This window comes from Rhodococcus sp. S3 (assembly GCF_058211795.1).
In genome coordinates this window covers 2,104,021-2,126,851 of the sequence record NZ_CM177074.1, presented here as the reverse complement: position 1 = coordinate 2,126,851, position 22,831 = coordinate 2,104,021, and the positions used below count along the sequence as shown (strand labels likewise).

General features: G+C 69.7%; 21 protein-coding genes. 10 read left to right on the top strand and 11 right to left on the bottom strand.

Features of this window, described 5'->3' with window-relative positions; all coding sequences use genetic code 11:
- Window positions 1–67: 67 nt before the first annotated feature.
- The gene (gene lexA, locus AC0LPE_RS09910; protein ID WP_145691767.1) at window positions 68–778 is read left to right on the top strand and encodes a transcriptional repressor LexA; all 711 of its coding nucleotides are present in this window, start codon (window positions 68–70) and stop codon (window positions 776–778) included.
- 79 nt (window positions 779–857) lie between these two features.
- On the opposite strand, the gene AC0LPE_RS09905 is transcribed toward lexA, so the two are convergent.
- The 3 genes from AC0LPE_RS09905 to ptsP all read right to left on the bottom strand — a co-directional run bounded on the left by AC0LPE_RS09905 (window position 858) and on the right by ptsP (window position 5,240).
- Window positions 858–2,000 carry an acyl-CoA dehydrogenase family protein gene (locus AC0LPE_RS09905; protein ID WP_016692710.1) on the bottom strand — a complete coding sequence of 381 codons (1,143 nt, stop codon included), beginning with the start codon at window positions 1,998–2,000 and terminating at the stop codon, window positions 858–860.
- Window positions 2,001–2,171: 171 nt separating this feature from the next.
- On the bottom strand, window positions 2,172–3,464 hold the full coding sequence (locus tag AC0LPE_RS09900) for a solute carrier family 23 protein (RefSeq protein ID WP_160875957.1): 1,293 nt from the start codon (window positions 3,462–3,464) through the stop codon (window positions 2,172–2,174).
- Between the two features lie 108 nt (window positions 3,465–3,572).
- Entirely contained in the window at window positions 3,573–5,240 is a 1,668-nt protein-coding gene (gene ptsP, locus AC0LPE_RS09895; RefSeq protein ID WP_490606109.1) for a phosphoenolpyruvate--protein phosphotransferase, read from the bottom strand.
- 133 nt (window positions 5,241–5,373) lie between these two features.
- Between ptsP and AC0LPE_RS09890 the strand changes: the two genes are divergently transcribed.
- The 4 genes from AC0LPE_RS09890 (at window position 5,374) to AC0LPE_RS09875 (ending at window position 9,547) form a co-directional block, all read left to right on the top strand.
- Window positions 5,374–6,141 (top strand): DeoR/GlpR family DNA-binding transcription regulator, encoded by a 768-nt coding sequence (locus tag AC0LPE_RS09890; protein WP_019289185.1) that lies wholly within the window; start codon window positions 5,374–5,376, stop codon window positions 6,139–6,141.
- Window positions 6,138–7,127, top strand: a complete 990-nt coding sequence (gene pfkB / locus AC0LPE_RS09885; protein ID WP_024100688.1) for a 1-phosphofructokinase — start codon at window positions 6,138–6,140, stop codon at window positions 7,125–7,127. The genes AC0LPE_RS09890 and pfkB overlap by 4 nt, the downstream gene beginning before the upstream one ends.
- A gap of 8 nt (window positions 7,128–7,135) precedes the next feature.
- Complete coding sequence (locus AC0LPE_RS09880) at window positions 7,136–9,226, top strand: PTS fructose transporter subunit IIABC (RefSeq protein ID WP_490606108.1); 2,091 nt, start codon at window positions 7,136–7,138, stop codon at window positions 9,224–9,226.
- Window positions 9,227–9,289: 63 nt separating this feature from the next.
- A complete protein-coding gene (locus tag AC0LPE_RS09875) occupies window positions 9,290–9,547 on the top strand; it encodes an HPr family phosphocarrier protein (protein ID WP_016692704.1) in 258 nt (85 codons plus the stop codon).
- A 54-nt stretch (window positions 9,548–9,601) separates the two neighbouring features.
- Here AC0LPE_RS09875 and AC0LPE_RS09870 read toward each other — a convergent pair whose 3' ends face one another.
- The 5 genes from AC0LPE_RS09870 to AC0LPE_RS09850 all read right to left on the bottom strand — a co-directional run bounded on the left by AC0LPE_RS09870 (window position 9,602) and on the right by AC0LPE_RS09850 (window position 14,764).
- Entirely contained in the window at window positions 9,602–10,642 is a 1,041-nt protein-coding gene (locus AC0LPE_RS09870) for a hypothetical protein (protein ID WP_490606107.1), read from the bottom strand.
- Window positions 10,642–12,108: a GTPase HflX gene (gene hflX / locus AC0LPE_RS09865; RefSeq protein WP_059381257.1), complete on the bottom strand. Its 1,467-nt coding sequence runs from the start codon at window positions 12,106–12,108 to the stop codon at window positions 10,642–10,644. Before hflX ends, AC0LPE_RS09870 begins: the two co-directional genes overlap by 1 nt.
- 106 nt (window positions 12,109–12,214) lie before the next feature.
- The gene (gene dapF / locus AC0LPE_RS09860; protein ID WP_490606106.1) at window positions 12,215–13,081 is read right to left on the bottom strand and encodes a diaminopimelate epimerase; all 867 of its coding nucleotides are present in this window, start codon (window positions 13,079–13,081) and stop codon (window positions 12,215–12,217) included.
- A gap of 10 nt (window positions 13,082–13,091) precedes the next feature.
- Window positions 13,092–14,054 carry a tRNA (adenosine(37)-N6)-dimethylallyltransferase MiaA gene (miaA, locus tag AC0LPE_RS09855; RefSeq protein WP_229567959.1) on the bottom strand — a complete coding sequence of 321 codons (963 nt, stop codon included), beginning with the start codon at window positions 14,052–14,054 and terminating at the stop codon, window positions 13,092–13,094.
- Window positions 14,051–14,764 (bottom strand): class III extradiol dioxygenase subunit B-like domain-containing protein, encoded by a 714-nt coding sequence (locus tag AC0LPE_RS09850; protein WP_490606105.1) that lies wholly within the window; start codon window positions 14,762–14,764, stop codon window positions 14,051–14,053. Before AC0LPE_RS09850 ends, miaA begins: the two co-directional genes overlap by 4 nt.
- 148 nt (window positions 14,765–14,912) lie before the next feature.
- Here AC0LPE_RS09850 and AC0LPE_RS09845 point away from each other — a divergent pair, with 148 nt between their 5' ends.
- Window positions 14,913–16,325, top strand: coding sequence for a DUF349 domain-containing protein (locus tag AC0LPE_RS09845; protein ID WP_443209260.1), 1,413 nt, complete (start codon window positions 14,913–14,915; stop codon window positions 16,323–16,325).
- A 71-nt stretch (window positions 16,326–16,396) separates the two neighbouring features.
- Here AC0LPE_RS09845 and AC0LPE_RS09840 read toward each other — a convergent pair whose 3' ends face one another.
- Window positions 16,397–16,990, bottom strand: a complete 594-nt coding sequence (locus tag AC0LPE_RS09840) for an Rv2732c family membrane protein (RefSeq protein ID WP_088898218.1) — start codon at window positions 16,988–16,990, stop codon at window positions 16,397–16,399.
- Complete coding sequence (gene miaB, locus AC0LPE_RS09835; RefSeq protein WP_443209262.1) at window positions 16,978–18,507, bottom strand: tRNA (N6-isopentenyl adenosine(37)-C2)-methylthiotransferase MiaB; 1,530 nt, start codon at window positions 18,505–18,507, stop codon at window positions 16,978–16,980. The genes AC0LPE_RS09840 and miaB overlap by 13 nt, the downstream gene beginning before the upstream one ends.
- Before the next feature lie 225 nt (window positions 18,508–18,732).
- Here miaB and gluA point away from each other — a divergent pair, with 225 nt between their 5' ends.
- The 4 genes from gluA to AC0LPE_RS09815 all read left to right on the top strand — a co-directional run bounded on the left by gluA (window position 18,733) and on the right by AC0LPE_RS09815 (window position 22,073).
- On the top strand, window positions 18,733–19,461 hold the full coding sequence (gene gluA, locus AC0LPE_RS09830) for a glutamate ABC transporter ATP-binding protein GluA (RefSeq protein ID WP_186455156.1): 729 nt from the start codon (window positions 18,733–18,735) through the stop codon (window positions 19,459–19,461).
- Between the two features lie 69 nt (window positions 19,462–19,530).
- A complete protein-coding gene (locus AC0LPE_RS09825; protein ID WP_016692693.1) occupies window positions 19,531–20,364 on the top strand; it encodes a glutamate ABC transporter substrate-binding protein in 834 nt (277 codons plus the stop codon).
- Between the two features lie 123 nt (window positions 20,365–20,487).
- Window positions 20,488–21,168 (top strand): amino acid ABC transporter permease, encoded by a 681-nt coding sequence (locus AC0LPE_RS09820; RefSeq protein WP_006551296.1) that lies wholly within the window; start codon window positions 20,488–20,490, stop codon window positions 21,166–21,168.
- The gene (locus tag AC0LPE_RS09815; protein ID WP_006551295.1) at window positions 21,165–22,073 is read left to right on the top strand and encodes an amino acid ABC transporter permease; all 909 of its coding nucleotides are present in this window, start codon (window positions 21,165–21,167) and stop codon (window positions 22,071–22,073) included. The genes AC0LPE_RS09820 and AC0LPE_RS09815 overlap by 4 nt, the downstream gene beginning before the upstream one ends.
- A gap of 56 nt (window positions 22,074–22,129) precedes the next feature.
- On the opposite strand, the gene recX is transcribed toward AC0LPE_RS09815, so the two are convergent.
- Window positions 22,130–22,747: a recombination regulator RecX gene (gene recX / locus AC0LPE_RS09810; RefSeq protein WP_016692690.1), complete on the bottom strand. Its 618-nt coding sequence runs from the start codon at window positions 22,745–22,747 to the stop codon at window positions 22,130–22,132.
- Window positions 22,748–22,831: the final 84 nt, after the last annotated feature.

The window sequence follows — 22,831 nt, the reverse complement described above, 5'->3', positions numbered from 1 at the left end:
CGCGGGATCTCGATAGATTCGAAAGGCAACTTGCAACCCATCCGACACTCGCCGCACGGAGGTCACGATGAAGGCGGACGGAACATCCACAGCCCGCCGGGGCGGACCCACGACCGACGATCCCACCGCGAGCCTCACCGAGCGTCAGCGTCGTGTGCTCGAGGTCATCCGCGATTCCGTCAGCGAACGGGGGTACCCACCGAGCATCCGCGAGATCGGCGACGCCGTCGGGCTCAACTCCACGTCCTCCGTCGCGCACCAGCTGCGCACCCTCGAACGGAAGGGCTTCCTGCGCCGCGATCCGAACCGTCCGCGTGCCGTGGACGTCCGCGGTCTCGAGCCCACCCCCGCAGCCGAGTCCTCCCCCGAGGTGGTCGCCGGCTCGTCGACCGACGACATTCCTTCGGCGGCAATGGTTCCCGTCGTCGGTCGGATCGCGGCCGGTGGCCCGATCCTGGCCGAGGAATCGGTCGAGGACGTCTTCCCGCTGCCGCGCGAACTCGTCGGTCAGGGCTCGCTGTTCCTGCTCAAGGTCGTCGGCCAGTCGATGATCGATGCGGCCATCTGCGACGGCGACTGGGTGGTCGTCCGGCAGCAGAACGTCGCCGACAACGGCGACATCGTCGCCGCGATGCTCGACGGCGAGGCCACCGTCAAGACGTTCAAGCGGGTCGACGGCGACGTCTGGCTCATGCCGCACAACCCGATGTTCGAACCGATCCCGGGCAACGACGCCGTCATTCTCGGCAAGGTCGTCACGGTCGTCCGCAAGATCTGATTCCCGGGTGCACCCGGAGAGGAACGAGGCCGGGGTGGCTCCGCTGAGCGGAGCCACCCCGGCCTTTCTCGTACGTGCCTCAGACGTTGAGGCCGCGCCCGATGACTTCCTTCATGATCTCGTTCGTGCCGCCGTAGATCTTCTGCACGCGGGCGTCGAGGTACGCCTTGGCGACCGGGTACTCGCGCATGTAGCCGTAGCCGCCGTGCAGCTGCAGGCAGCGGTCGATCAGCTCGACCTGCTTGTCGGTGGTCCAGTACTTGGCCATCGCGGCTTCCTGGACGGTGAGCTTCTTCTCGTTGAGCAGCTCGATGCACCGGTCCACGAACACCCGGGCGAGCTGGGTCTCGGTGGCGAGCTCGGCGAGCTCGAAGCGGGTGTTCTGGAACTTGCCGATCGGCTTGCCGAAGGCCTTGCGGTCGCGGCAGTACTGGATCGTGTCGTCGAGCACGCGCTCCATCGCAGCCGCGGCGACGACCGCGATCGCCAGGCGCTCCTGCGGCAGGTTCTGCATCAGGTAGATGAAGCCCATGCCCTCCTGACCGAGGAGATTGGCCGCCGGGACGCGGACGTCGTTGAAGCTGAGCTCCGCCGTGTCCTGCGCGTCGAGGCCGATCTTGTCGAGGTTGCGTCCCCGCTCGAAGCCCGGCATGCCGCGCTCGACGACGAGCAGCGAGAAGCCCTGGGCGCCCTTCTCCGGGTCGGTGCAGGCGACGACGATCACCAGATCGGAGTGGATGCCGTTGGTGATGAACGTCTTGGCGCCGTTGAGGACCCAGTCGTCACCGTCGCGCACCGCGCGGGTCTTGATGCCCTGCAGGTCGCTGCCGGTGCCCGGCTCGGTCATCGCGATGGCTGTGATCAGCTCACCCGAACAGAAGCCCGGAAGCCAGCGCTTCTTCTGCTCCTCGTTCGCGAGCTCGAGCAGGTAGGGAGCGACGACATCGTTGTGCAGCATGAAGCCCAGACCGCTGAAGCCCAGCTTGGTGGTCTCCTCGGCCATGATGGCGTTGTAACGGAAGTCGTCCATGCCACCGCCGCCGTACTCCTCCGGCACCGCCATGCCGAGGAAGCCCTGCGCGCCGGCCTTCTTCCACACCTCACGGTCGACGATCTTGTCCTTCTCCCACTGCTCATGGAAGGGGGCCACCTCCTGTTCGAGGAACTTCCGGTACGACTCCCGGAAGAGGTCGTGCTCGGGCTCGAAAAGGGTGCGTTCCATCTGCGCTCCTGTGTGAGACGTCGTTCGACATACTCACGGTATGCAGCCGAGCGCGCGGTGACGCTGACACAACCGAGCGCATTTTGTGACCCGGACGACCCCGGCGGGCGCCCGTCGGTATCGAACGGCCCGCGGGCACGGGGCGGTGTCGGCCGATGCGCCGGGCGCCGGTCAGCGGCGCAGATCCGCGAGTCTGCGCAGCAGCGGGTACGCGACGAGGATGCCGATCGACCCCCAGGCGATACCGCCGAGTTCGACCGAGCCGATCGACAGGGTCAGGTCGCCGATGCCGGCGACGAGCGCCGCGGCTGCGACCGTGAGGTTGACCGGATCCGTGAAGTCGACCTTCGCCTCCGTCCAGATGCGGACACCGAGGATGCCGATCAGGCCGTAGAGCACGAGGGTCGCGCCACCGAGGACACCGTCGGGCACGGTGAACACCAGCGCACCGAACTTCGGCGAGAAGGCCAGCACGACGGCGGTGACCGCCGCAACGGCGTATGCAGCGGTCGAGTACACGCGAGTCGCCGCCATGACGCCGATGTTCTCGGCGTAGGTGGTGGTGCCCGAGCCGCCGCCCGCACCGGCGAGGGTGGTCGCGAGGCCGTCGGCGATGAGCGCGTTGCCGGCCATGTCGTCGAGGTTCCGGCCGGTCATCGCGGCGACCGCCTTGACGTGGCCGACGTTCTCCGCGACCAGCACGACGACGACGGGCAGCGCCAGCAGCACGACCGACAGTTCGAAGGTGGGGGCGCGCAGGTCGGGCAGACCGAACCAGGCGGCGTCCCGCATGGCGTCGATGCGTTCCGACGCGATCGCCCCGGTGAACGCCGCGAAGATCCATCCGACGATCACACCGACGAGGATGCCGAGGCGGCCGAGCATGCCCGGGCCGACCACTGTCACGAGCAGCGTGACCACGAGCGTGATCGTGGCGACGAGCGGTTGGGCTTCGAACGAGCCGGTGGCGGTCGGTGCGAGATTGAGGCCGATGAGGGCGACGATCGCCCCGGTGACCACCGGCGGCATGACCGCGTCGATGATGCGCGAACCCGCCGCCTTGACGATCAGACCGATGAGCACCAGCACGATGCCGACGGCGACGATTCCGCCGAGCTGCGCTGCCGGACCGGACCCGGCCGACGCGCTGAGCGGCGCGATGAACGCGAACGACGAACCGAGATAGCTGGGCACCCGGCCGCGCGTGATGATCAGGAACAGCGCGGTGCCGATACCGGAGAAGAGCAGCGTCGTCGTGACGGGGAAGCCGGTGATCGTCGGCACGAGCAGGGTGGCGCCGAACATCGCGATGACGTGCTGCATCCCGATGCCGATGGTGCGCGGCCACGACAGTCGCTCGTGCGGTGCGACCACCGCACCGGGATTGATACGACGCCCGTCGCCGTGCAGGGTCCAGCCGCGGCGTGTGGTCGTGCGTCCGGTCGTGTTCGCTCGTTCGGTCACGACAGGTCATCGTAGAACCGGCAGCCTCGGGCGCGTGGAACAGGCCGTCCCGGCCGCGTGGAACCGGCCGTCCCGGCCGCGTGGAACCGGCCGTCCCGGCCTTGCCGTTCAGTCCAGCAGTTTCGCTGCCGCGGCCCGTGCCGCGACGGGGTCGTCGCTCGCGAGGACCGCCTCGGCCGCCTCGCGGCAACGGTCCATCGGGACCGAGGCGAGCCGGGCCCCGACACCCGTCACCGCCGAGGCGGCGCACGACAGGGAGGTCACGCCCATGCCGGCCAGGACGCAGGCGAGGAGCGGGTCGGCCGCCGCCTCGCCGCACACCCCCACCGGCTTGCCCGCGACCGCCCCGGCCTGTGCCGCGCGGGCCACGAGCGCGAGCACCGCGGGCTGCCACGGGTCGGTGAGTGCGGCCAGCTGCGGCGACATCCGGTCGGCCGCCATCGTGTACTGGGCGAGGTCGTTGGTGCCGATCGACAGGAAGTCCAGGTGTTCGAGCAATCGGTCGGCGAGCAGGGCGGCGGACGGAACCTCGATCATGACGCCCGGCGACAGTCCGCGCTCGCGTACGCGCGCGGCGAAATCGGCGGCCTCCGAAACGGTCGCCACCATCGGAGCCATGACCCACGGCGTGGCGCCGGTACGCGAGGCGGCCGCGGCCACCGCGTCGAGCTGACGATCGAGGACTCCCGGCGCCGTGGTCGTGATGCGGATACCGCGGACGCCGAGGGCGGGATTGTGTTCGTCGGGGTGGTTGGCGAACCGGAGGGGCTTGTCGGAGCCGGCGTCGAGGGTCCGCAGGACGACCTTCCGTCCCTCGAACGCCTCGAAGACCTCCGCATAGATGTCGGCCTGCTCGTCCACCGTCGGTTCGGTGTCGCGGTCGAGGAAACACAGCTCGGTGCGGAACAGTCCGACGCCCTGCGCCGGCGTCCGGCGCGCCGCGCGGGCACCCGATCCGTCCTGCACGTTGGCGAGGATCTCGACCGGGTGACCGTCCGCGGTGGCGCCGGGACCGGACCAGCCCGCCACCCGCTCGCGCTCGACGCGGTCGCGTTCGACCTCGGCTGCGGCCTCGGCGCTGTCCGGGGAGAGCACGATCCGGCCCGTCGCGCCGTCGACCAGCACCTCGGTGCCGGCAGGGACGTCGTCGAGACCTGCCACTGCGACGACACACGGGATGCCGAGCTGGCGCGCGATGATCGCGGTGTGGCTCGTGGGTCCTCCGAGGGAGGTGGCCAGCGCGACGACGACGGACGGGTCGAGTCCGGCGGTGTCGGCGGGTGCGAGATCGGCCGCGAGGAGCACGGACGGCGAATCGGGCATCTCGAGACCGGGTTCGGGGGCGCCCTGCAGTTCGGCGATCACGCGGTCGCGGATGTCGAGCAGGTCGGTGACCCGCTCGGACTGCAGCCCGCCCATCTTCTCGAACAGGGCCGCGAACTGGTCGGTGGCGGCGACGGTGGCGCCGACCGCGTCGGATCCGGACCGGATCTTCGTCGCGGCCGCTCCGCGCCAGGCGCGGTCCTCGACCAGCACAGCGGTGGCTTGGAGCACTTCTGCCGCGGCACCCGATGCACGCGAGGCGCGGGCGCGCAGCCGCTCGGCCACGACCTTCGCGGCGTCCTCGAACCGGCCCACCTCGGCCTCGCGCGCCGTGTCGGGGATCGAGGCGCCCTGCGCCGGGACCACAGGACGCGCGACGGGACGGATGACCGGCCCGTATCCGATACCGGGGACGACGGGGGTGCCGTGCAGGACGGACGCCGACTGCTCCATGGAGATCTCCTCACCGCAGTAGTTCGTTGTGACTCAGATTACTCGGAAGCCTTGACATGTCAACACAGACGGGCGTAAAACAACATAAACCAACATTGTTTTCCCCACAGATCGGGTACCCCCAGGAGTGTCGGTGTACGCAGAGGAACGGCAGCAGGCGATCGCAGCACTGGTGGCGGCACGTGGCCGCGTGTCGGTCGCAGTGCTCGCCGACCGGTACGGCGTCACCACCGAGACCGTGCGCCGCGACCTCGCACACCTCGAACGCCTGGGCCTCGTGCGGCGGGTTCACGGCGGCGCGATCCCGGCCGCCTCGCTCTCGGTGGCCGAGCCTGCCCTCTCCGAGCGCGAGCACACCCGCGCCGAACACAAGGACCGCATCGCCGCCGCCGCGACGTCCTTCCTCCCGCCGTCCGGCGGAAGCGTGCTCTTCGACGCCGGCACCACGACCGGCAGGATCGTCGGAGCGCTGCCGCCCGAGGTCGACCTCACCGTCGTCACCAACTCGGTGCCGATCGCCGCGCGCCTCGCCGCAATGAGCACCGTGCAGCTGCACCTGCTCGGCGGTCGCGTCCGCGGTGTCACGCAGGCCGCGGTGGGTGCCGAGGCCCTCGCCACCTTGTCGACGGTGCACGTCGACGTGGCCTTCATCGGCACCAACGCGCTGAGCATCGACCACGGCCTGTCCACCCCCGACGCCGACGAGGCCGCGGTCAAGCGCGCGATGGTGCGCACCGCCGACCGGGTCGTCGTGGTCGCCGATTCGTCGAAGGTCGGTCGGCGCAATCTGCTGAGCTTCGCGTCGCTCGAACCGATCGACGTTCTGGTCACCGACACCGATCTCGACGACACCGACCGTCGGCAACTCATCGAACACGGAATCGAGGTGGTGACGACATGATCGTCACGCTCACGGCCAACCCCAGTCTCGATCGCACGGTCGGGCTGACGGGCCCGCTCGAGCGCGGGAAGGTGCATCGCACCGAGCGATCCACCGTCGATCCGGGCGGCAAGGGGATCAACGTCGCGCGTGTGCTGCACGCCGCGACGACCGAGGTCGTCGCCGTTCTCCCGGCCAACGCCGGCGATCCTCTGCTCGCCGCGCTGGACGAGCAGGGCATCGCCCATCGGGCCGTGCCCACCTCCGGGCCGACGCGCAACAACATCACCGTCGCCGAACCCGACGGCACCACGACCAAACTCAACGAACCCGGAACCCCCTGCACCGGACGCACACTCGGCGAGTTGCACGCAGTCCTGCTGGAATGCGCGCAGGGAGCCGCGTGGACCGTCCTGTCCGGTTCTCTTCCTCCCGGTGTGCCCGAGTCGTGGTATGCCGATCTCGTGGGTGCCCTGCGCGGTCTCGGATGCCGCATCGCGGTCGACACCTCCGAGCGGCCACTGCTCGCCCTCGCCGAGCGGTTCCCCGCGGCGGCCCCGGACGTGATCAAGCCGAACGCCGACGAACTGGCCCAGCTCACCGGCGCGGACGCCCACGAACTCGAATCCGGCGCCGCCGCAGGAGACGTCGGCGCCGTGGTCGACGCGGGACGGGTGCTGGTGGAACGCGGGGTCGGCGCGGTACTCGCGACCCTCGGCGGTGCGGGCGCGGTGCTGGTCACCGCCACCGGCGCGTGGCGGGCCACCGCCGACGACGTCACGGTCCGCAGCACGGTCGGCGCGGGCGACTCGTCGCTCGCCGGATATCTGCTCGCCGAGCAGGCCGGTCACACCCCCGACGAGTGCCTGCGCCTCGCCGTGGCGTACGGAACCGCAGCCGTCACGCTCCCCGGAACAGCCCTGCCCACACCCGATTCCGTCGATCCATCCCGAGTGCACGTCACCGACGTCCACCGCCGACCCCGACCGCTCCCCTCCCACTCCTAAGGAACGTCATGTCCGACACCACCTCCGGCTCCGCAGGCGGTTCCTCGATCATCGGCACGGAACTCGTCTCGCTCGATGTAGACCTGGGATCCGACAAGAACTCCGTCATCGCCGCGCTCGCCGAGCGTCTCGCAGCGAACGGTCGCGCATCCGACGCCGACGCACTCACCGCGGCCGTTCTCGAACGGGAGGCCAAGTCCGCCACCGGCCTTCCCGGCGGGATCGCGATCCCGCACGCACGCAGCGAAGCGGTGACCACGCCGTCGCTCGGTTTCGCCCGGCTGTCCCCGAAGGCCGACTTCGGTGCGCCCGACGGACCCGCCGACCTCGTCTTCCTCATTGCCGCGCCCGAAGGTGCGGGCGGCGACCACATGAAGCTGCTCACCGCTCTCGCTCGTGCACTCGTGCGCCCGGACTTCGTCGCGTCGCTGCGCGCGGCCGCGTCCGCGGACGAGGTCATCGCGCTGGTCGAGGACGTCCTCCCGCCCCGACCGGAGTCGTCGGGCAGCGCTCCTGCCGGCTCGACCGCAGCGCCGGAACAGCCGTCACCGACAGCCGCTGCGACGCCGGCGGTCGCGCCTCCGCAGAGCGCGGAACAGCCCGGAGGCCGCACGATCGTCGCGGTCACCGCGTGCCCGACCGGTATCGCGCACACCTACATGGCCGCCGATGCGCTGGCCGCCGCCGGTGAACGCGCGGGCGTGACGGTCCGGGTGGAGACGCAGGGATCGAGCGGCAGCACTCCCCTGCCCCCCGACGTGATCGCCGGCGCCGACGCCGTCATCTTCGCCACCGACGTGGGGGTCAAGGGCCGCGAACGGTTCGCCGGGAAGCCCGTGATCGCATCGGGCGTCAAGCGCGCGATCAACGAACCGGACACCATGGTCGACGAGGCCCTGCGGGCCGCCACCGATCCGTCCGCACGCACCGTCGAGGGCACCGCGGGCGCCCCGGCGGGTGAGTCGGAGACCGGCACCGACCTCGGTTGGGGTACCCGGCTGCGGCAGATCCTGCTCACCGGTGTGAGTTACATGATCCCGTTCGTCGCGGCCGGTGGTCTGCTCATCGCTCTGGGCTTCCTGCTCGCCGGTCCCGACATCACCGACTCGGCCGCCGACATCGTCCTCGACAACACGCTCACCAACCTTCCCGAGGGTGGGCTCGGCACTTATCTCGGTGCGGTGCTGTACCAGATCGGCTCGTTGGCGTTCTCGTTCCTCGTCCCGGCACTGGCCGGGTACATCGCCTTCGCGATCGCGGACCGTCCGGGTCTGGCTCCGGGCTTCACCGCCGGTGCGGTGGCCGTCTTCGTCGGCGCCGGTTTCATCGGCGGTCTGGTCGGCGGCATCATCGCCGGCTTCGCGGCCCTGTGGGTCGGCCGTATCCCGCTGCCCACTTGGGCTCGTGGCCTGATGCCTGTGGTGATCATCCCGCTGCTCGCGAGCCTGATCGTCGGTGGGCTCATGTTCCTGCTGCTCGGTCGCCCGCTCGCCGCGATCACGACCGGTCTCACCGACTGGCTCAACGGTCTGTCCGGTGGTTCCGCGGTGCTGCTCGGTGCGATCCTCGGCCTGATGATGTGCTTCGACCTCGGCGGACCGGTCAACAAGGCCGCCTACGCCTTCGCGGTCGCGGGTCTCGACGTCGCCAACACCGGTTCGCTCGAGATCATGGCGGCGGTCATGGCCGCCGGTATGGTTCCGCCGCTCGCCATGGCACTGTCGTCGCTGGTGCGTCCGCGTCTCTACAGCACGGCCGAACGCGAGAACGGCAAGGCCGCCTGGCTGCTCGGTGCATCGTTCATCTCGGAGGGCGCCATCCCGTTCGCGGCGGCCGACCCGTTCCGGGTCATCCCGTCGATGATGCTCGGCGGCGCCGTGACCGGCGGCATCGTCATGGCGACGGGTGTCACGCTCACCGCTCCCCACGGCGGATTGTTCGTGCTGTTCGCGATGGACCGCGTCGTGTGGTTCCTGATCGCGCTGGCGGCGGGCACGGTGGTCGCCGCACTCGCGGTCAGTATCGCCAAGTCGATCACGCGTCCCGCCCGGGTCGCCGCCGACGAGACGAACCCCCAGCCTGTAGCGGCACGCTCCTGAACACAGCGGCACGCTCCTGATCGATCCGACCCTCTGCACTTCCCCATCACGAAGGAGATTCACATGCCCAGCACCACGGTTGCCGTCGGTTCGTCCATCGGCCTCCACGCCCGTCCTGCAGGGATCATCGCCGAGGCCGTGGTCGCGGCCGGTGTCCCGGTGACCCTCTCGGTCGACGGCGGCGAGCCCGTCGACGCCGGTTCGGCCCTGATGATCATGACGCTCGGCGCGGAAAAGGGCACGCAGGTCACGATCTCGTGCGACGACGACGCGGTCCTCGCGCAGGTCGCGGAACTGGTCGCCGCAGACCTCGACGCCTGATCTCGGCCGCGGGCTCGCGGCGCCTGATCTCAGCCGCGGGTGCGGCGCCTGATCTCAGCCGCGGGTGCGGCGCCGGACGACGAGTCCGAGGACCCCGAGCGCGATGACCCCGGCGGCCACGCCCGCACCGACGACCGGCAGTGCCGCGGGCGACATCTCGTCCGCGGCATCGTCGTCCGCGGGTGCGAAGAGATCGGTCGCACCGCGACGGATATGGATCGGTGGATTCTCCGTGCCTGCCGCGCCGCGCTCGGACGCGGTGACCAGGTCACCGTCGGCGGTGAATGCGACGGCTTCGCCCTGCGGTTCGCCCGGGACCGGGACGCGGAAGCGCGGACCGGCGACCAGAGCGGACGCGAGATCGCCGTCGGGGACGTGGAACAGGTAGACGTCGGTGTAGGTGCGGACCGCCGCGACCGTCCCGTCGGCGCTGACCGCACCGCCGGTGACCATCGAGGAGGACGCACCGGGAACGGGACCGCCGGGGGTGTCCGACGGTCCGAGTGCCAGCGATCCGACCTTCTCGAGGGGGGCCGGTCCCGGGACGGGCAGGCCGTCGATCGTGAGTCCGCGTGCGGGCCGGTAGACATTGCTCGATCCGAACAGCGCCTTCGTCACGATGATCGGTTCGCCTGTCGCGGAGACGAGTACGGTCTCGGCGTCGCGGGGACCGTCGGGATAGGTCAGCCGGTGCAGATCTCCCTGCCCGGTGTCGGGGTCGAGGGAGATGAGCGCGATCGTCTCGCGGACGCGGGTGTTGTCGCCGAGATCGCCGAGCCACAACCGGCCGTCGGGACCCGCGGCGAGATCCTCGACGTCGTAGGGATCGACGGGCGACGGGATCCGTTGCAGAACCGCACAATCCCCGTCGAGTTCGACGATGCGTTCGTCCTCTCCGGCGTCGGGGGTCGCGAACAGCCGGTCGCCGATCGTCGCGAGGCCGGACAGTTCGGCGAGCGCGGGATCGTCGGGAGTGCACAGCATCTCGGTCGGCAGATCCGCGGCCGGGATCGCGGTGTCCTGCGCGCCGGCGTTCGGGGCCGGCACGAACGCCACGACGGCAGCGAGCAGCGCCGCCCGGCGCACGACCCGCATCAGGCCGCGAAGTCGACCAATGCCGACGCCAGCGCTGCCGGCACCTTCGCGTGCACCCGTGTGCCGTCCACCTCGTGCTCGGACGAGAGGATCTGACCGTCCGAGTGGATGCGTGCGAGCAGGTCGCCGCGGGTGTACGGCAGGAGCAGCTTCACCTCGACGTCGGGATCCTCGAGCAGACCCGCGAGCTGGGTCTGCAACTCCTCGACGCCCTCCCCGGTGTGCGCGGAGACGAACACCGCGCCGGGGATCGCGCTGCGCAACTGTGTCAGTGTCACCGGATCGGCGGCGTCGATCTTGTTGACGACGATCAACTCCGGCGGCGGCGGGGCGTCCGATTCGCGGAGCACCTCGGTGACGACCTCGCGCACCGCCTTGATCTGCTCGGTGGGCAGCGGGTCGGAGCCGTCGACGACGTGGAGCAGCACATCGGCGTCGGCGACCTCCTCGAGGGTCGACCGGAACGCCTCGACCAGCTGGGTCGGGAGGTGCCGGACGAAACCGACGGTGTCGGTGAGCACGTACTCGCGGCCGTCGGGCAGCGCCGACCGGCGGGTCGTCGGATCCAGGGTCGCGAACAGTGCGTTCTGCACCAGGACACCGGAGCCGGTGAGCTTGTTGAGCAGGCTCGACTTACCGGCGTTGGTGTAGCCCACGATCGCGACGGACGGGATCCTGTTGCGCAGACGCCGGGTGCGCTTGGTGTCGCGCGCGGCCTTCATCGCCTTGATCTCGCGACGGAGCTTGGCCATCCGCTCGCGGATCCGGCGGCGGTCGGTCTCGATCTTCGTCTCACCGGGGCCACGCAGGCCCACACCGCCGTTGCTGCCGGCACGACCACCGGCCTGCCGCGACATCGACTCGCCCCAGCCGCGCAGGCGCGGGAGCATGTACTCCATCTGCGCGAGGGAGACCTGCGCCTTGCCCTCTCGCGAGGTGGCGTGCTGGGCGAAGATGTCGAGGATCAGCGCGGTCCGGTCGATGACCTTGACCTTGACGACCTTCTCCAGCGCCGTGAGCTGGGCGGGAGTGAGTTCACCGTCGCAGATCACGGTGTCCGCGCCGGTGGTCAGGACGATCTGCCGGAGCTCGTCGGCCTTGCCGGAACCGATGTAGGTGGAGGCATCGGGCCGGTCGCGACGCTGGACGAGACCTTCGAGGACCTCGGAGCCGGCGGTCTCGGCGAGTGCGGCCAGCTCGGCCAGGCTCGCTTCCGCCTGGGCGGCCGTTCCGCCCGTCCAGACACCGACGAGCACGACACGCTCGAGTCGGAGCTGGCGGTATTCGACCTCGGTGATGTCCTCGAGTTCGGTGGACAGACCGACCACACGCCGCAACGCGCTGCGGTCTTCGAGTTGCATCTCGCCGACGGACGGATCCTCGGCGGTCCAGCCTCCGGGTGCGTCGTACGCGGTCGAAGTGCTGTCATCTGTGGTTGCGCGGCGCGTGCGCTGTGTGTTCGTCATACACCTCCATGGTGTCACGAAGCCCGAATCGGTGCATTCGAGTTTTTCCGCCGCATTCGCGCAGGGGCATACCCGAGTGCGCCTCAGCAGGGCCGATCGGTGCCGATCAGTTCGGCGCCGACCACCAGGTGTCGTCGAGTTCACCCACCGCGACCAGCACCGACGGTCCGCGTAGCCAGGCGTGACCGTCCTCGATCCGCACCTCGACCGAGCCGCCCGGGATCCGGACCCGCACCGCGCCGTCGGATGCGCCGTCGAAGCGCAGGGCCGCAGCGGCCGCGGCGACCGTGCCGGTTCCGCACGAGCGGGTCTCCCCCACGCCGCGTTCGTGGACGCGCATGTGGACCGTTCCGGCCGCGATGGGGGTCAGGAACTCGATGTTGACGCCGTGTGGGAAGAAGCCCGGGTCGAAGCCGGGCGAGGTGAGGTCGAGACCGGCCAGGCTCGTCTCGTTCAGGTGCGGGTCCACGCACGCGAGGTGCGGGTTGCCGACGTCGATGCCGATGCCCGGGTAGACCCGTCCGTCGATGGTCGCCGCCGACTCGCCGAGGGTGCGCACCGTCCCCATGTCCACGGTCACCTCGCCGAGGACAGGTCCGGTCTCGTGCACCGTGACGGGCTTGCCTCCGGCGCGGCTGCCGACGACGAACTCGCGGCGGTTCTCGAGCCCGTGCGCGGTGAGATAGTGCGCGAACACCCGCACACCGTTGCCGCACATCTCGGCGATGGATCCGTCGCCGTTGCGGTAGTCCATGAACCAGTCGTCCGCCCCGGTGCCCTCGGGCAGTTCTCCGAGCACGCCGGCCGACACCAGCGCACCGGCACGGGCGACGCGGAGCACACCGTCGGCACCGAGCCCGCGACGCCGGTCGCACAGGGCGGCGATCCGGCCTGCGTCGAGGTCCAGGCGCGCGTCGGGATCGGGAAGGATCACGAAGTCGTTCTCGGTTCCGTGCCCTTTGCTGAACTCCATGCGCGCTACCTTATCGGGCTGGTGAGGCCGGTGATGTGCGTGCGTCCCGGACGGCCCGCAGGGCAGCGTCGAGCAGGTGGGGGTCGGCGCCGTCGAGCCAGTGGATGCGCGGGTCGCGGCGGAACCACGAGCGTTGCCGTCGTACGTAGCGCCGGGTCCCGATGAACGTCCGCTCGCGCGCGTGATCGAGGTCGTACTCCCCGTCGACGTACGCGAGGACCTGCGCGTAACCGATCGCGCGACGTGCGGTGACACCCTCGCGCAGGCCGACCTCGAGGAGACCGTGCACCTCGTCGACGAGGCCGCGTTCGAACATCAGGTCGGTGCGCCGCGCGATGCGGTCGTCGAGTTCGGCGGTGTCGCGGTCGACGCCCAGGATCACGGTGCCCCAGCGAGGCTCACCGATCGTCGGCTGCGACGCCGCGAACGGTTGCCCGGTCAGTTCGACGACCTCGAGCGCGCGGACCATGCGGCGGCCGTCGGTGGGCAGGATCGTCGCCGCGGCGGCGGGATCGGCGCTCTGCAGCGCCCGGTGGACCGCTGCGAGCCCCTCGGTCTCGAGGACCGCCTCCCACTTGGCGCGGACCTGCGGATCCGTCGCCGGGAACTGCCATTCGTCGAGCAGTGCCTGCACGTACATCATCGATCCACCGACGACGATCGGGAGGCGACCGCGGCCGAGGATCGCCTCGACGTCGGCGATCGCGGCCTGCTGGTAGCGGGCGACCGTCGCGGTCTCGGTGACGTCGAGGACGTCGAGCTGATGGTGCGGGATGCCGCGACGCTCGTCCGCTGGCAGCTTGGCCGTCCCGATGTCCATGCCGCGGTACTGCTGCATCGCGTCGATGTTGACGATCTCGCCGCCGAGCACCTCGGCGAGGTCCAGTCCGAGATCGGACTTGCCCGTGGCCGTGGGGCCCACGACCGCGATCGGGACGAGCGTGTCGGCGGGACCGGTGTTTTCTGCGCTCACGGTGTCCAGATCCCCACGTGGTAGCCCACGCCGTAGGGCGCGGCGGAGTAGGTGACGGACGCCGAGCGCGGGCGCGCGCCGAGGGCGGCCGCCAGGACGTGCCAGGCGGCGCGTCCGGTCAGCTCGATGTCCGAACACAGGTCGGGGTCGAGCGCCGCGAGCGCCTCCGGGTCGCCGGCGGCGAGCGCCGCCGCCAGGACGGCCTCGACGTCCTCGGCGCGAGGATCGTAGGCGCCGGGCGCCTTGGCCGTGAGGGTGGTCGCTCCGTCCGCGACGACGAGCAGTGCGCGCGGCAGATCGTCGCGGTCGAGCGCCGTGCGCAGGTCGCGGCCGAGATCGGCGCAGTGCGCGGCGTCCGCGTCGACGGCCACCACGTGGGTCGTCACGCGGGTGCCGGGTGCCGTGCGATCGCGGATCCAGCCGGCCACCAGAGCGGTCAATGCGAGCTCGGGATCGGGTTCGCCGGCGGCCTCGGGACCGAGCTGCACGGTGACGTCGACTCCGAACCCGAGGAAGGTCCCGCGCGCGGTGGAGGGAACGGTCTGTTCGGCCGACTCGGCGCCCACGACCACCCATTCCGCGGCATCGGACAGGCTGCGACCGACCTCGAGAACCGCCTCGCGCAGATCGTCGGTCTCGGACGCGGCGAGACCGGTCAGCTCGGGCACGAGCAGCGGTGGGGACGGCACGAACGCCGCGGCGGTCAACACATCGGCAACCGTAGTCCACCGGACCCGGCGCCCTGCATCGACACGACCTGTTTCAATAGTGGGCGGACACGATCGCGGAACCCCGGGATCGACCGGCGGTAGACCATGCGACCAGGCAGCCGTGCCGCGCGGCAGAGATGAGGTATCGATGAGCGACCCGAACGCACAGGACCGAACCGGCGAGTCGACGCAGGAGCGGACCCCGCGTCCCGGTCCCGCCACACCCCGAGCCCATGCTGCGACGCCCGGCCCTGCGGGCCGAGAGAACGGCAGTTCCACCGCAGCACCCCCGAAGCCGCATCCCGTCGCGGCCCAGACGCACCCCCACGTCCCGGCGGTGCCCGCGAGCGATCCGAGTCGGTTCGGACGCGTCGACGAGGACGGCACCGCATGGGTCCGCACGAGCGAGGGCGAGCGGTGCATCGGATCGTGGCAGGCAGGCGACGCCGCCGAGGGCCTCGCGCACTTCGGACGCCGTTACGACGATCTCGCCACCGAGGTGGCGATCCTCGAGACCCGGTTGACCTCCGGCACCGCCGACGTGAAGAAGACCCGCGCGGCCGCCGAGGCACTGGCCGAGTCGCTGCCGACCGCCGCCGTCATCGGTGATCTCGATGCGCTCGCCACCCGGCTCACCGCGATCATCGAGCACTCCGAGGAGGCCGCGGCTCTCGCCAAGCAGGAGAAGGAGCGTCGGCGCGCCGAGAGCACGGCCCGCAAGGAGGCCCTCGCGGCCGAGGCCGAGACGATCGCCGCCGAATCCACCCAGTGGAAGGCCGCCGGCGACCGGCTGCGCGAGATCCTCGAGGAGTGGAAGACCATCCGCGGGGTCGACCGGAAGGTCGACGACGTGTTGTGGCGTCGCTACTCGAAGGCACGCGAGGCGTTCAACCGGCGTCGCGGAGCCCACTTCGCCGAACTCGACCGCGAGCGCGCCGCGGCGAAGAGCCGCAAGGAAGAACTCGTCGCCCGGGCGGAGGAACTGCAGAACTCCACCGACTGGGGTGCCACCGCCGCGGCCTTCCGCGACCTGCTCGCCGAGTGGAAGGCGGCCGGACGCGCACCGAAGGACGCCGACGACCAGCTGTGGAAGCGGTTCAAGGGCGCCCAGGACGTCTTCTTCGCCGCACGCAACGCCGCGAACGCCGAGCGCGACGCCGAGTTCGAGGAGAACGCCCGCGCGAAGGAGGCCCTGCTCGAGGCGGCCTCCTCGATCGACCCGGCGGCCGATCTCGAAGGTGCCCGGGCGCGCCTGCGCGAGCTTCAGGACCAGTGGGAGGCGATCGGCAAGGTGCCGCGCGAGCGCATGCACGATCTCGAGGGTCGGCTGCGGGCCATCGAGAAGAAGGTGCGCGAGGCCGCGGATTCCGAGTGGCGCCGCACCGATCCCGAGGCACTCGCCCGTGCGGCCCAGTTCCGTGAGCGGGTGCGCCAGTTCGAGGAGCAGGCCGCCAAGGCGACCGCCGCCGGCCGGGCGAAGGAGGCCGAGAAGGCTCTCGCCCAGGCCGCGCAGTGGCGCGAGTGGGCCGACGCGGCCGAAGGCGCCGTCGGCGAGCGCTGACCCGCGACATCCGAAGACGACGATCCCCCTCTCCCGATCGGGAGAGGGGGATCGTCTTCGTTCGGGAGGCGTCAGGCCTCGGGGTCGTCGCGCATCAGGCGGGGCCGTTCGTGCTGGGCCGCGACCTTCCGCAACTCGGCCTCGGCCTCGAGCTGGGCCGAGGTCCGCGCCCACACCACACGGGCCCAGTGGAAGACGATGACCATGACGGCGAACCAGCCGATGACGAGACCGAATCCCGGTCCCGCGGCGGACGACTCGACGGGCAGGGTCTGGCGCGACCAGATCGCGAGCATGCCGAAGACGATGGTCACCGCCGATCCGGCCAGGGACACCCACGCGAGCGACCACTTGCGGGTGACGAGCGCGAGGATCGAGCCCAGCCCGGCGAAGACCACTGCGAAGCCGACGAACAGCCGCGACGGCAGACCGATCTCCTCGGTGGTCGCGTCCGGGGCGAAGGACAGCACCTCCCACCCGTTCGCGGATCCGGCGTGGGGCAGGCTGAAGGTCGCCAACAGGATCAGGACGGCGATCGCGACGAACATCGCCCGGGCGCCCGGGTCGATGTCGCTCGCCACCTTCCGTTCGGCGGCTTCGAGTTCGGCGCGTACGTCACCCGTCGCGTGGTGATCGTGCGGCTTGTCGGTGGTCATGCGTTGCATCCCATCTGAGGCGGCAGCGGGTCGGGGACGCCGATGCTCGGCAGTCCGAGTCCGACACCGATCGGCGGTGTCTTGGGCAGCCGGCCCTGTTCGAAGTGGTCGCCCGCACGTGTACGGCGGTGCGTGAGGATCGGGGTGTCCGCGACGAGGTGGTGCGGCGCGGCGTCGCTGACGACGATCGTGATGACGTCGCCGGGACGCACCGCGGTGTCGATCGCGCCCTCGGGACGGAAGTGGACGAGGCGGCCGTCGCGGGCACGCCCGCTCATCCGGGCGGTCTCGGCGTTCTTGCGGCCCTCCCCCGCGGCGACGAGCAGTTCGACCTCGGTTCCGACGAGCTTGCGGTTCTCCTCGAGGGTGATGCGTTCCTGCAGCGCGATCAGGCGCTCGTAACGTTCCTGCACCACGGCCTTGGGGAGCTGACCGTCCATGTCGGCAGCGGGCGTGCCGGGGCGCTTCGAGTACTGGAAGGTGAACGCGCTGGTGAACCGTGCCTTCTCGACGACCTCGAGGGTCTGCTGGAAGTCCTCCTCGGTTTCGCCGGGGAAGCCGACGATGATGTCGGTGGTGATCGCGGCGTGCGGCATCGCGGCACGGACCCGCTCGATGATGCCCAGGAAGCGTTCCTTGCGGTACGAGCGGCGCATGGCGCGCAGGATCCGGTCGCTGCCGGACTGCAGCGGCATGTGCAGCTGCGGGCACACGTTGGGGGTCTGCGCCATCGCGTCGATGACGTCGTCGGTGAACTCCGCCGGATGCGGGGACGTGAAGCGCACCCGCTCGAGGCCCTCGATCTCGCCGCACGCGCGCAGCAGCGACGCGAAGGCGCCCCGGTCGCGGGGCTGCTCCGGATCGGCGAAGGACCGGCCGTAGGAGTTGACGTTCTGGCCGAGCAGTGTCACCTCGAGCACGCCCTCGTCGACGAGCGCCTGCACCTCGGCGAGGATGTCGCCCGGGCGCCGGTCGACCTCCTTGCCGCGCAGCGACGGCACGATGCAGAAGGTGCACGTGTTGTTGCAGCCGACGGAGATCGACACCCATCCGGCGTACGACGACTCGCGCTTGGCGGGCAGCGTCGAGGGGAACGCCTCGAGGGCGTCGAGGATCTCGACCTCGGCACGGCGGTTGTGCCGCGCGCGTTCGAGCAGTGCGGGGAGATTGCCGATGTTGTGCGTGCCGAAGACCACGTCGACCCAGGGCGCCTTCTCGACGACCGTGTCGCGGTCCTTCTGGGCGAGGCAGCCTCCGACGGCGATCTGCATGTCGGGGTTGTCGTCCTTGACCGGACGCAGATGACTCAGATTGCCGTACAGCTTGTTGTCGGCGTTCTCCCGCACCGCGCAGGTGTTGAAGACCACCAGATCGGGTGACGCGCCGGGCCCGGCCTTGGTGAAGCCGGCGTCCTCCAACAACCCCGACAGACGCTCGGAGTCGTGTACGTTCATCTGGCAGCCGTAGGTGCGGACCTCGTAGGTCCGGGCACCGGTGCGGGGGGCTTCTTCGTCGATCAGTGACACGTCTCAGGGTATCTCACCTCGACCGGTCTCCTTTCCACGCGCTGCCCCCATGAGCCCCGTCGAGGTGTCGGTCACCGCTCGTGCCGTAAAAATCCCGTGACGCGTGCACCGAAGGTGTCCCGAAATGCGAAGTCTCGGGCGCCGGACGGCATAGGGTCTGCAGATATGACATCAGCGGCAGCCGGAACGGATCGTCCGTCCGAGAAGTCGGACACCAGCTCGTCCATGATCTCCATGAACGGGGTGAACAAGCATTTCGGATCCCTGCACGTACTGCAGGACATCAACCTCGAGATCCCGCGAGGACAGGTCGTCATCGTCGTCGGTCCGTCGGGTTCGGGTAAATCGACCCTCTGCCGCACCATCAACCGGCTCGAACCGATCGACTCGGGAGAGATCCACGTGGACGGCACCCTGCTGCCGGAGGAGGGCAAGGCACTCGCCCGCCTGCGTTCGGACGTCGGCATGGTGTTCCAGTCGTTCAACCTCTTCGCCCACAAGACGATCCTCGAGAACGTCATGCTCGGCCCCATCAAGGTGCGCAAGATCAAGAAGGAGAAGGCCCGCGAGTCGGCGATGCAGCTGCTCGACCGGGTCGGCATCGCCAACCAGGCCGACAAGTACCCGGCACAACTGTCGGGCGGCCAGCAGCAACGCGTCGCCATCGCACGCGCGCTCGCGATGAACCCCAAGGTCATGCTGTTCGACGAGCCCACCTCCGCCCTCGACCCCGAGATGGTCCAGGAGGTCCTCGACGTGATGACCTCCCTCGCGAAGGAGGGCATGACGATGGTCGTGGTCACCCACGAGATGGGATTCGCCCGCAAGGCCGGCGACCGCGTGCTGTTCATGGCCGACGGTCGCATCGTCGAGGACACCGATCCCGAGACCTTCTTCACCGCACCGAAATCCGATCGCGCCAAGGACTTCCTCGGCAAGATCCTCAGTCACTGAACCTTTCCCCGCATCCGACGGGCCACCCGGTCCGTCGGACGTAGTTCCGAACCGCACCGGAGGTATTCGATGAAATTGTCCCGCTCCATCCGCCTGGGCATCGGCGCCGTCGCCGTGGCAGTGGTCGCCACGGCGTGCGGTGGCGACGAGACGCGCAGTGTCTCGCAGTCCGCGGAGAACGGCACCCTGACGGTCGGTATCAAGTTCGACCAGCCGGGCCTGGGCCTGCGCAACCCGGACGGTTCGTTCAGCGGGTTCGACGTCGAGGTCGCCGAGTACGTCGCCGACCAGCTCGGTGTCCCGCCGGAGAACATCACCTTCAAGGAGGCTCCTTCGGCCCAGCGCGAGACGCTCATCCAGAACGGTGAGGTCGACTACGTCGTCGCGACCTACTCGATCACCGATTCCCGCAAGGAGAAGGTGGACTTCGCAGGTCCGTACTTCATCGCCGGACAGTCGCTCCTCGTGCGCGCCGACGAGACCGAGATCACCGGACCCGAAACGCTCAACGGCGGCAAGCGCCTGTGCTCGGTGGCGGGTTCGACCCCGGCCCAGAACGTGAAGGACAACTACGCGCAGGACGTCCAGCTCCAGGAGTTCGACACCTATTCGCTGTGCGTGGAGGCGCTGCGCAACGGCGCCGTCGATGCGGTGACCACCGACGACATCATCCTCGCCGGTTACGCCGCGCAGAGCCCGGGCGACTTCAAGGTCGTCGGTGAGCCGTTCACCACCGAGCGTTACGGCATCGGTCTCGCCAAGGGCGACGACGAGTCGCGCAACGCGATCAACGACGCGATCGAGGAGATGATCGCCAGCGGTGCATGGGAGGCCGCGTTCCAGGAGACGGTCGGTGCCTCGGGCTACGAGCTCCCGGAGCAGCCCACCGTCGATCGCTACTGAGTGTCGATCGACACCGCGTACGGGTACCACCCGTCACGTCCGCCGGTGCGGCCGGTCCGTGATCCCACGGACCGGCCGGACCGTTCCGGACTCCCACCCGTCCCCTCGATCCCGGAGTGACCTGTGGATCTGTTGAGCAAGTACAGCAGCCAGCTACTCGACGCGTTCTGGACCACGATCCAGCTGACCGTCATCTCGGCGATCGGTGCACTGATCCTCGGAACGATCCTCGCCGCGATGCGCGTGTCCCCCATCCCCGTCGCGCGTGCCGTCGGCGCCGCCTACGTGACGATCTTCCGTAACACCCCGCTGACCCTGATCATCATCTTCTGCCTGTTCGGTCTGTCCCAGACGCTCGGCATCAAGCTGGCCTCCGAGTCGTCGCCGACCTTCCTGGTGGACAACAACTTCCGGCTCGCCGTGCTCGGCCTGAGCGTCTACACGGCGGCCTTCGTGTGCGAGTCGCTCCGCTCGGGCATCAACACGGTCTCGCTCGGCCAGTCGGAGGCCGGCCGCTCGCTGGGCCTGACCTTCAGCCAGAACCTGCGCCTGATCGTCCTCCCGCAGGCGTTCCGCGCGGTCATCGCCCCGCTCGGTTCGGTGCTCATCGCGTTGACCAAGAACTCGACGATCGCCTCCGTCATCGGCGTGTCCGAGGCCTCGCTGCTGATGAAGACGATGATCGAGAACGAAGCGGCCATCTTCGTCGTCGGTGGCATCTTCGCGCTCGGATTCGTCATCCTCACCCTTCCCACCGGCCTGCTCTTCGGCCGGCTCAGCAAGCGATACGAGGTCGCCCGATGAGTGCACACGGAACCGTTCTCTACGACGCACCCGGGCCCCGCGCCAAGGCGCTCTACCGGATCCTGTCGGTGGTCGTGGTCGCGCTCCTCGTCCTGGTCGGCTGGATCGTCTACCGCGCGCTCGACGCCAACGGACAGCTGACGGCCGCCAAGTGGGAGCCGTTCGTCGAATCGTCCAGCTGGACCACCTATCTGCTGCCCGGCATCCGCGGCACGATCATCGCGGCCGTCGCGTCGATCGTGCTGGCACTCGTGCTCGGCACGGTCCTGGGTATCGCGCGTCTGTCCGACCACCGGTGGGTCCGCTGGATCGCCGGCACGATCGTCGAGTTGTTCCGCGCCGTCCCGGTGCTGATCCTGATGATCTTCGCCTACCAGGTGTTCGCCGAGTACCGCGTCTTCAAGTCCGGATATCTCGCGCTCGCGGCGGTCATCACCGGCCTGACCCTGTACAACGGCTCGGTCATCGCCGAGATCGTGCGCGCGGGCATCCGATCGCTTCCGCGTGGTCAGAGCGAGGCCGCCTACGCGATCGGCATGCGGAAGAACCAGCTCATGCGACTGATCCTGCTGCCGCAGGCCGTGACGGTCATGCTCCCGGCGATCGTGTCGCAGATGGTGATCGCGCTCAAGGACTCCGCGCTCGGCTACCTCATCGGCTATGTCGAAGTGGTGCGTTCCGGCCAGCAGCTCGGCGCGTTCTTCCAGAACTACCTGCCGTCGCTGCTGGTGGTCGCGGCGATCATGATCATCCTCAACAGTGCGCTGACACAGTTCGCGATCTGGCTCGAGAAGCGTCTGCGATCCGGGAAGCGGAAGAAGGGTGCCGTGGCGGCCGAAGAGCCGCAGACGATGCCCACGATGTCGGTGCCGGGCCTGGACCTGAGCGGCGAGGGCCGCAAGTAACAGCAGCACTGCGGTTGCGAAGTTCGCAGTCGAGCCCAGGCGTTTCGCAGTCGGGCTCAGTCGTGCGGGAGGTCGCTCGCGTCGGCACCGAACGTCGCGAGTTCTTCCCGCACGACATCGAACGCCATCCCCTGCGCGTAGCCGCGCCGGGCCAGCATCCCGACCAGCCGCCGCACCAACTTGTCGCGTTCGGCCGCGATCTCGCGCCGATCGCCCTCGGTGGGCAGCGGCGGCTGGGTGCGGAGCTTCTTGCGGACGAGTTCGACCGCCCGTTCCCGTTCGTCGGCGGTGTCGATCTGTTCGAGGGCGGCCGCTGCGTCGTCGGCGTCGATTCCCTTGCGGCGCAGTTCGAGTGCGATCGCGCGCTTGCCCTTCCCGGCGTGCAGATGCCGTGAACGCGCCCACTGGTTCGCGAAATCCGCGTCGTCGATCAACCCGACCTCGGTGAGCCGATCGAGGGCACGTTCGGCGACGTCGGACGCGAACCCTTTCTGCTCGAGTTTCGTCGCGAGCTCGGATCGGCTGCGTGCGCGATCGGTCAGCAGACGAAGGCAGACGTCCTTGGCCTGCGCTTCGGTGCCGCCGCCGGGCAGTTCCTGCTCGGTGCGAGCCGAGCGCCGCCGTCCGCGTCGTTCGCGTCGGGCGTCGGGCCGTCGTTCCTCGGGGTCGTCCATGACGCGCACAGTAACCGGACCCACCGACAACGCGGCCGGGTGCGGATACGCCGCGGGGGCACGGACGCGATGTGCGTCCGTGCC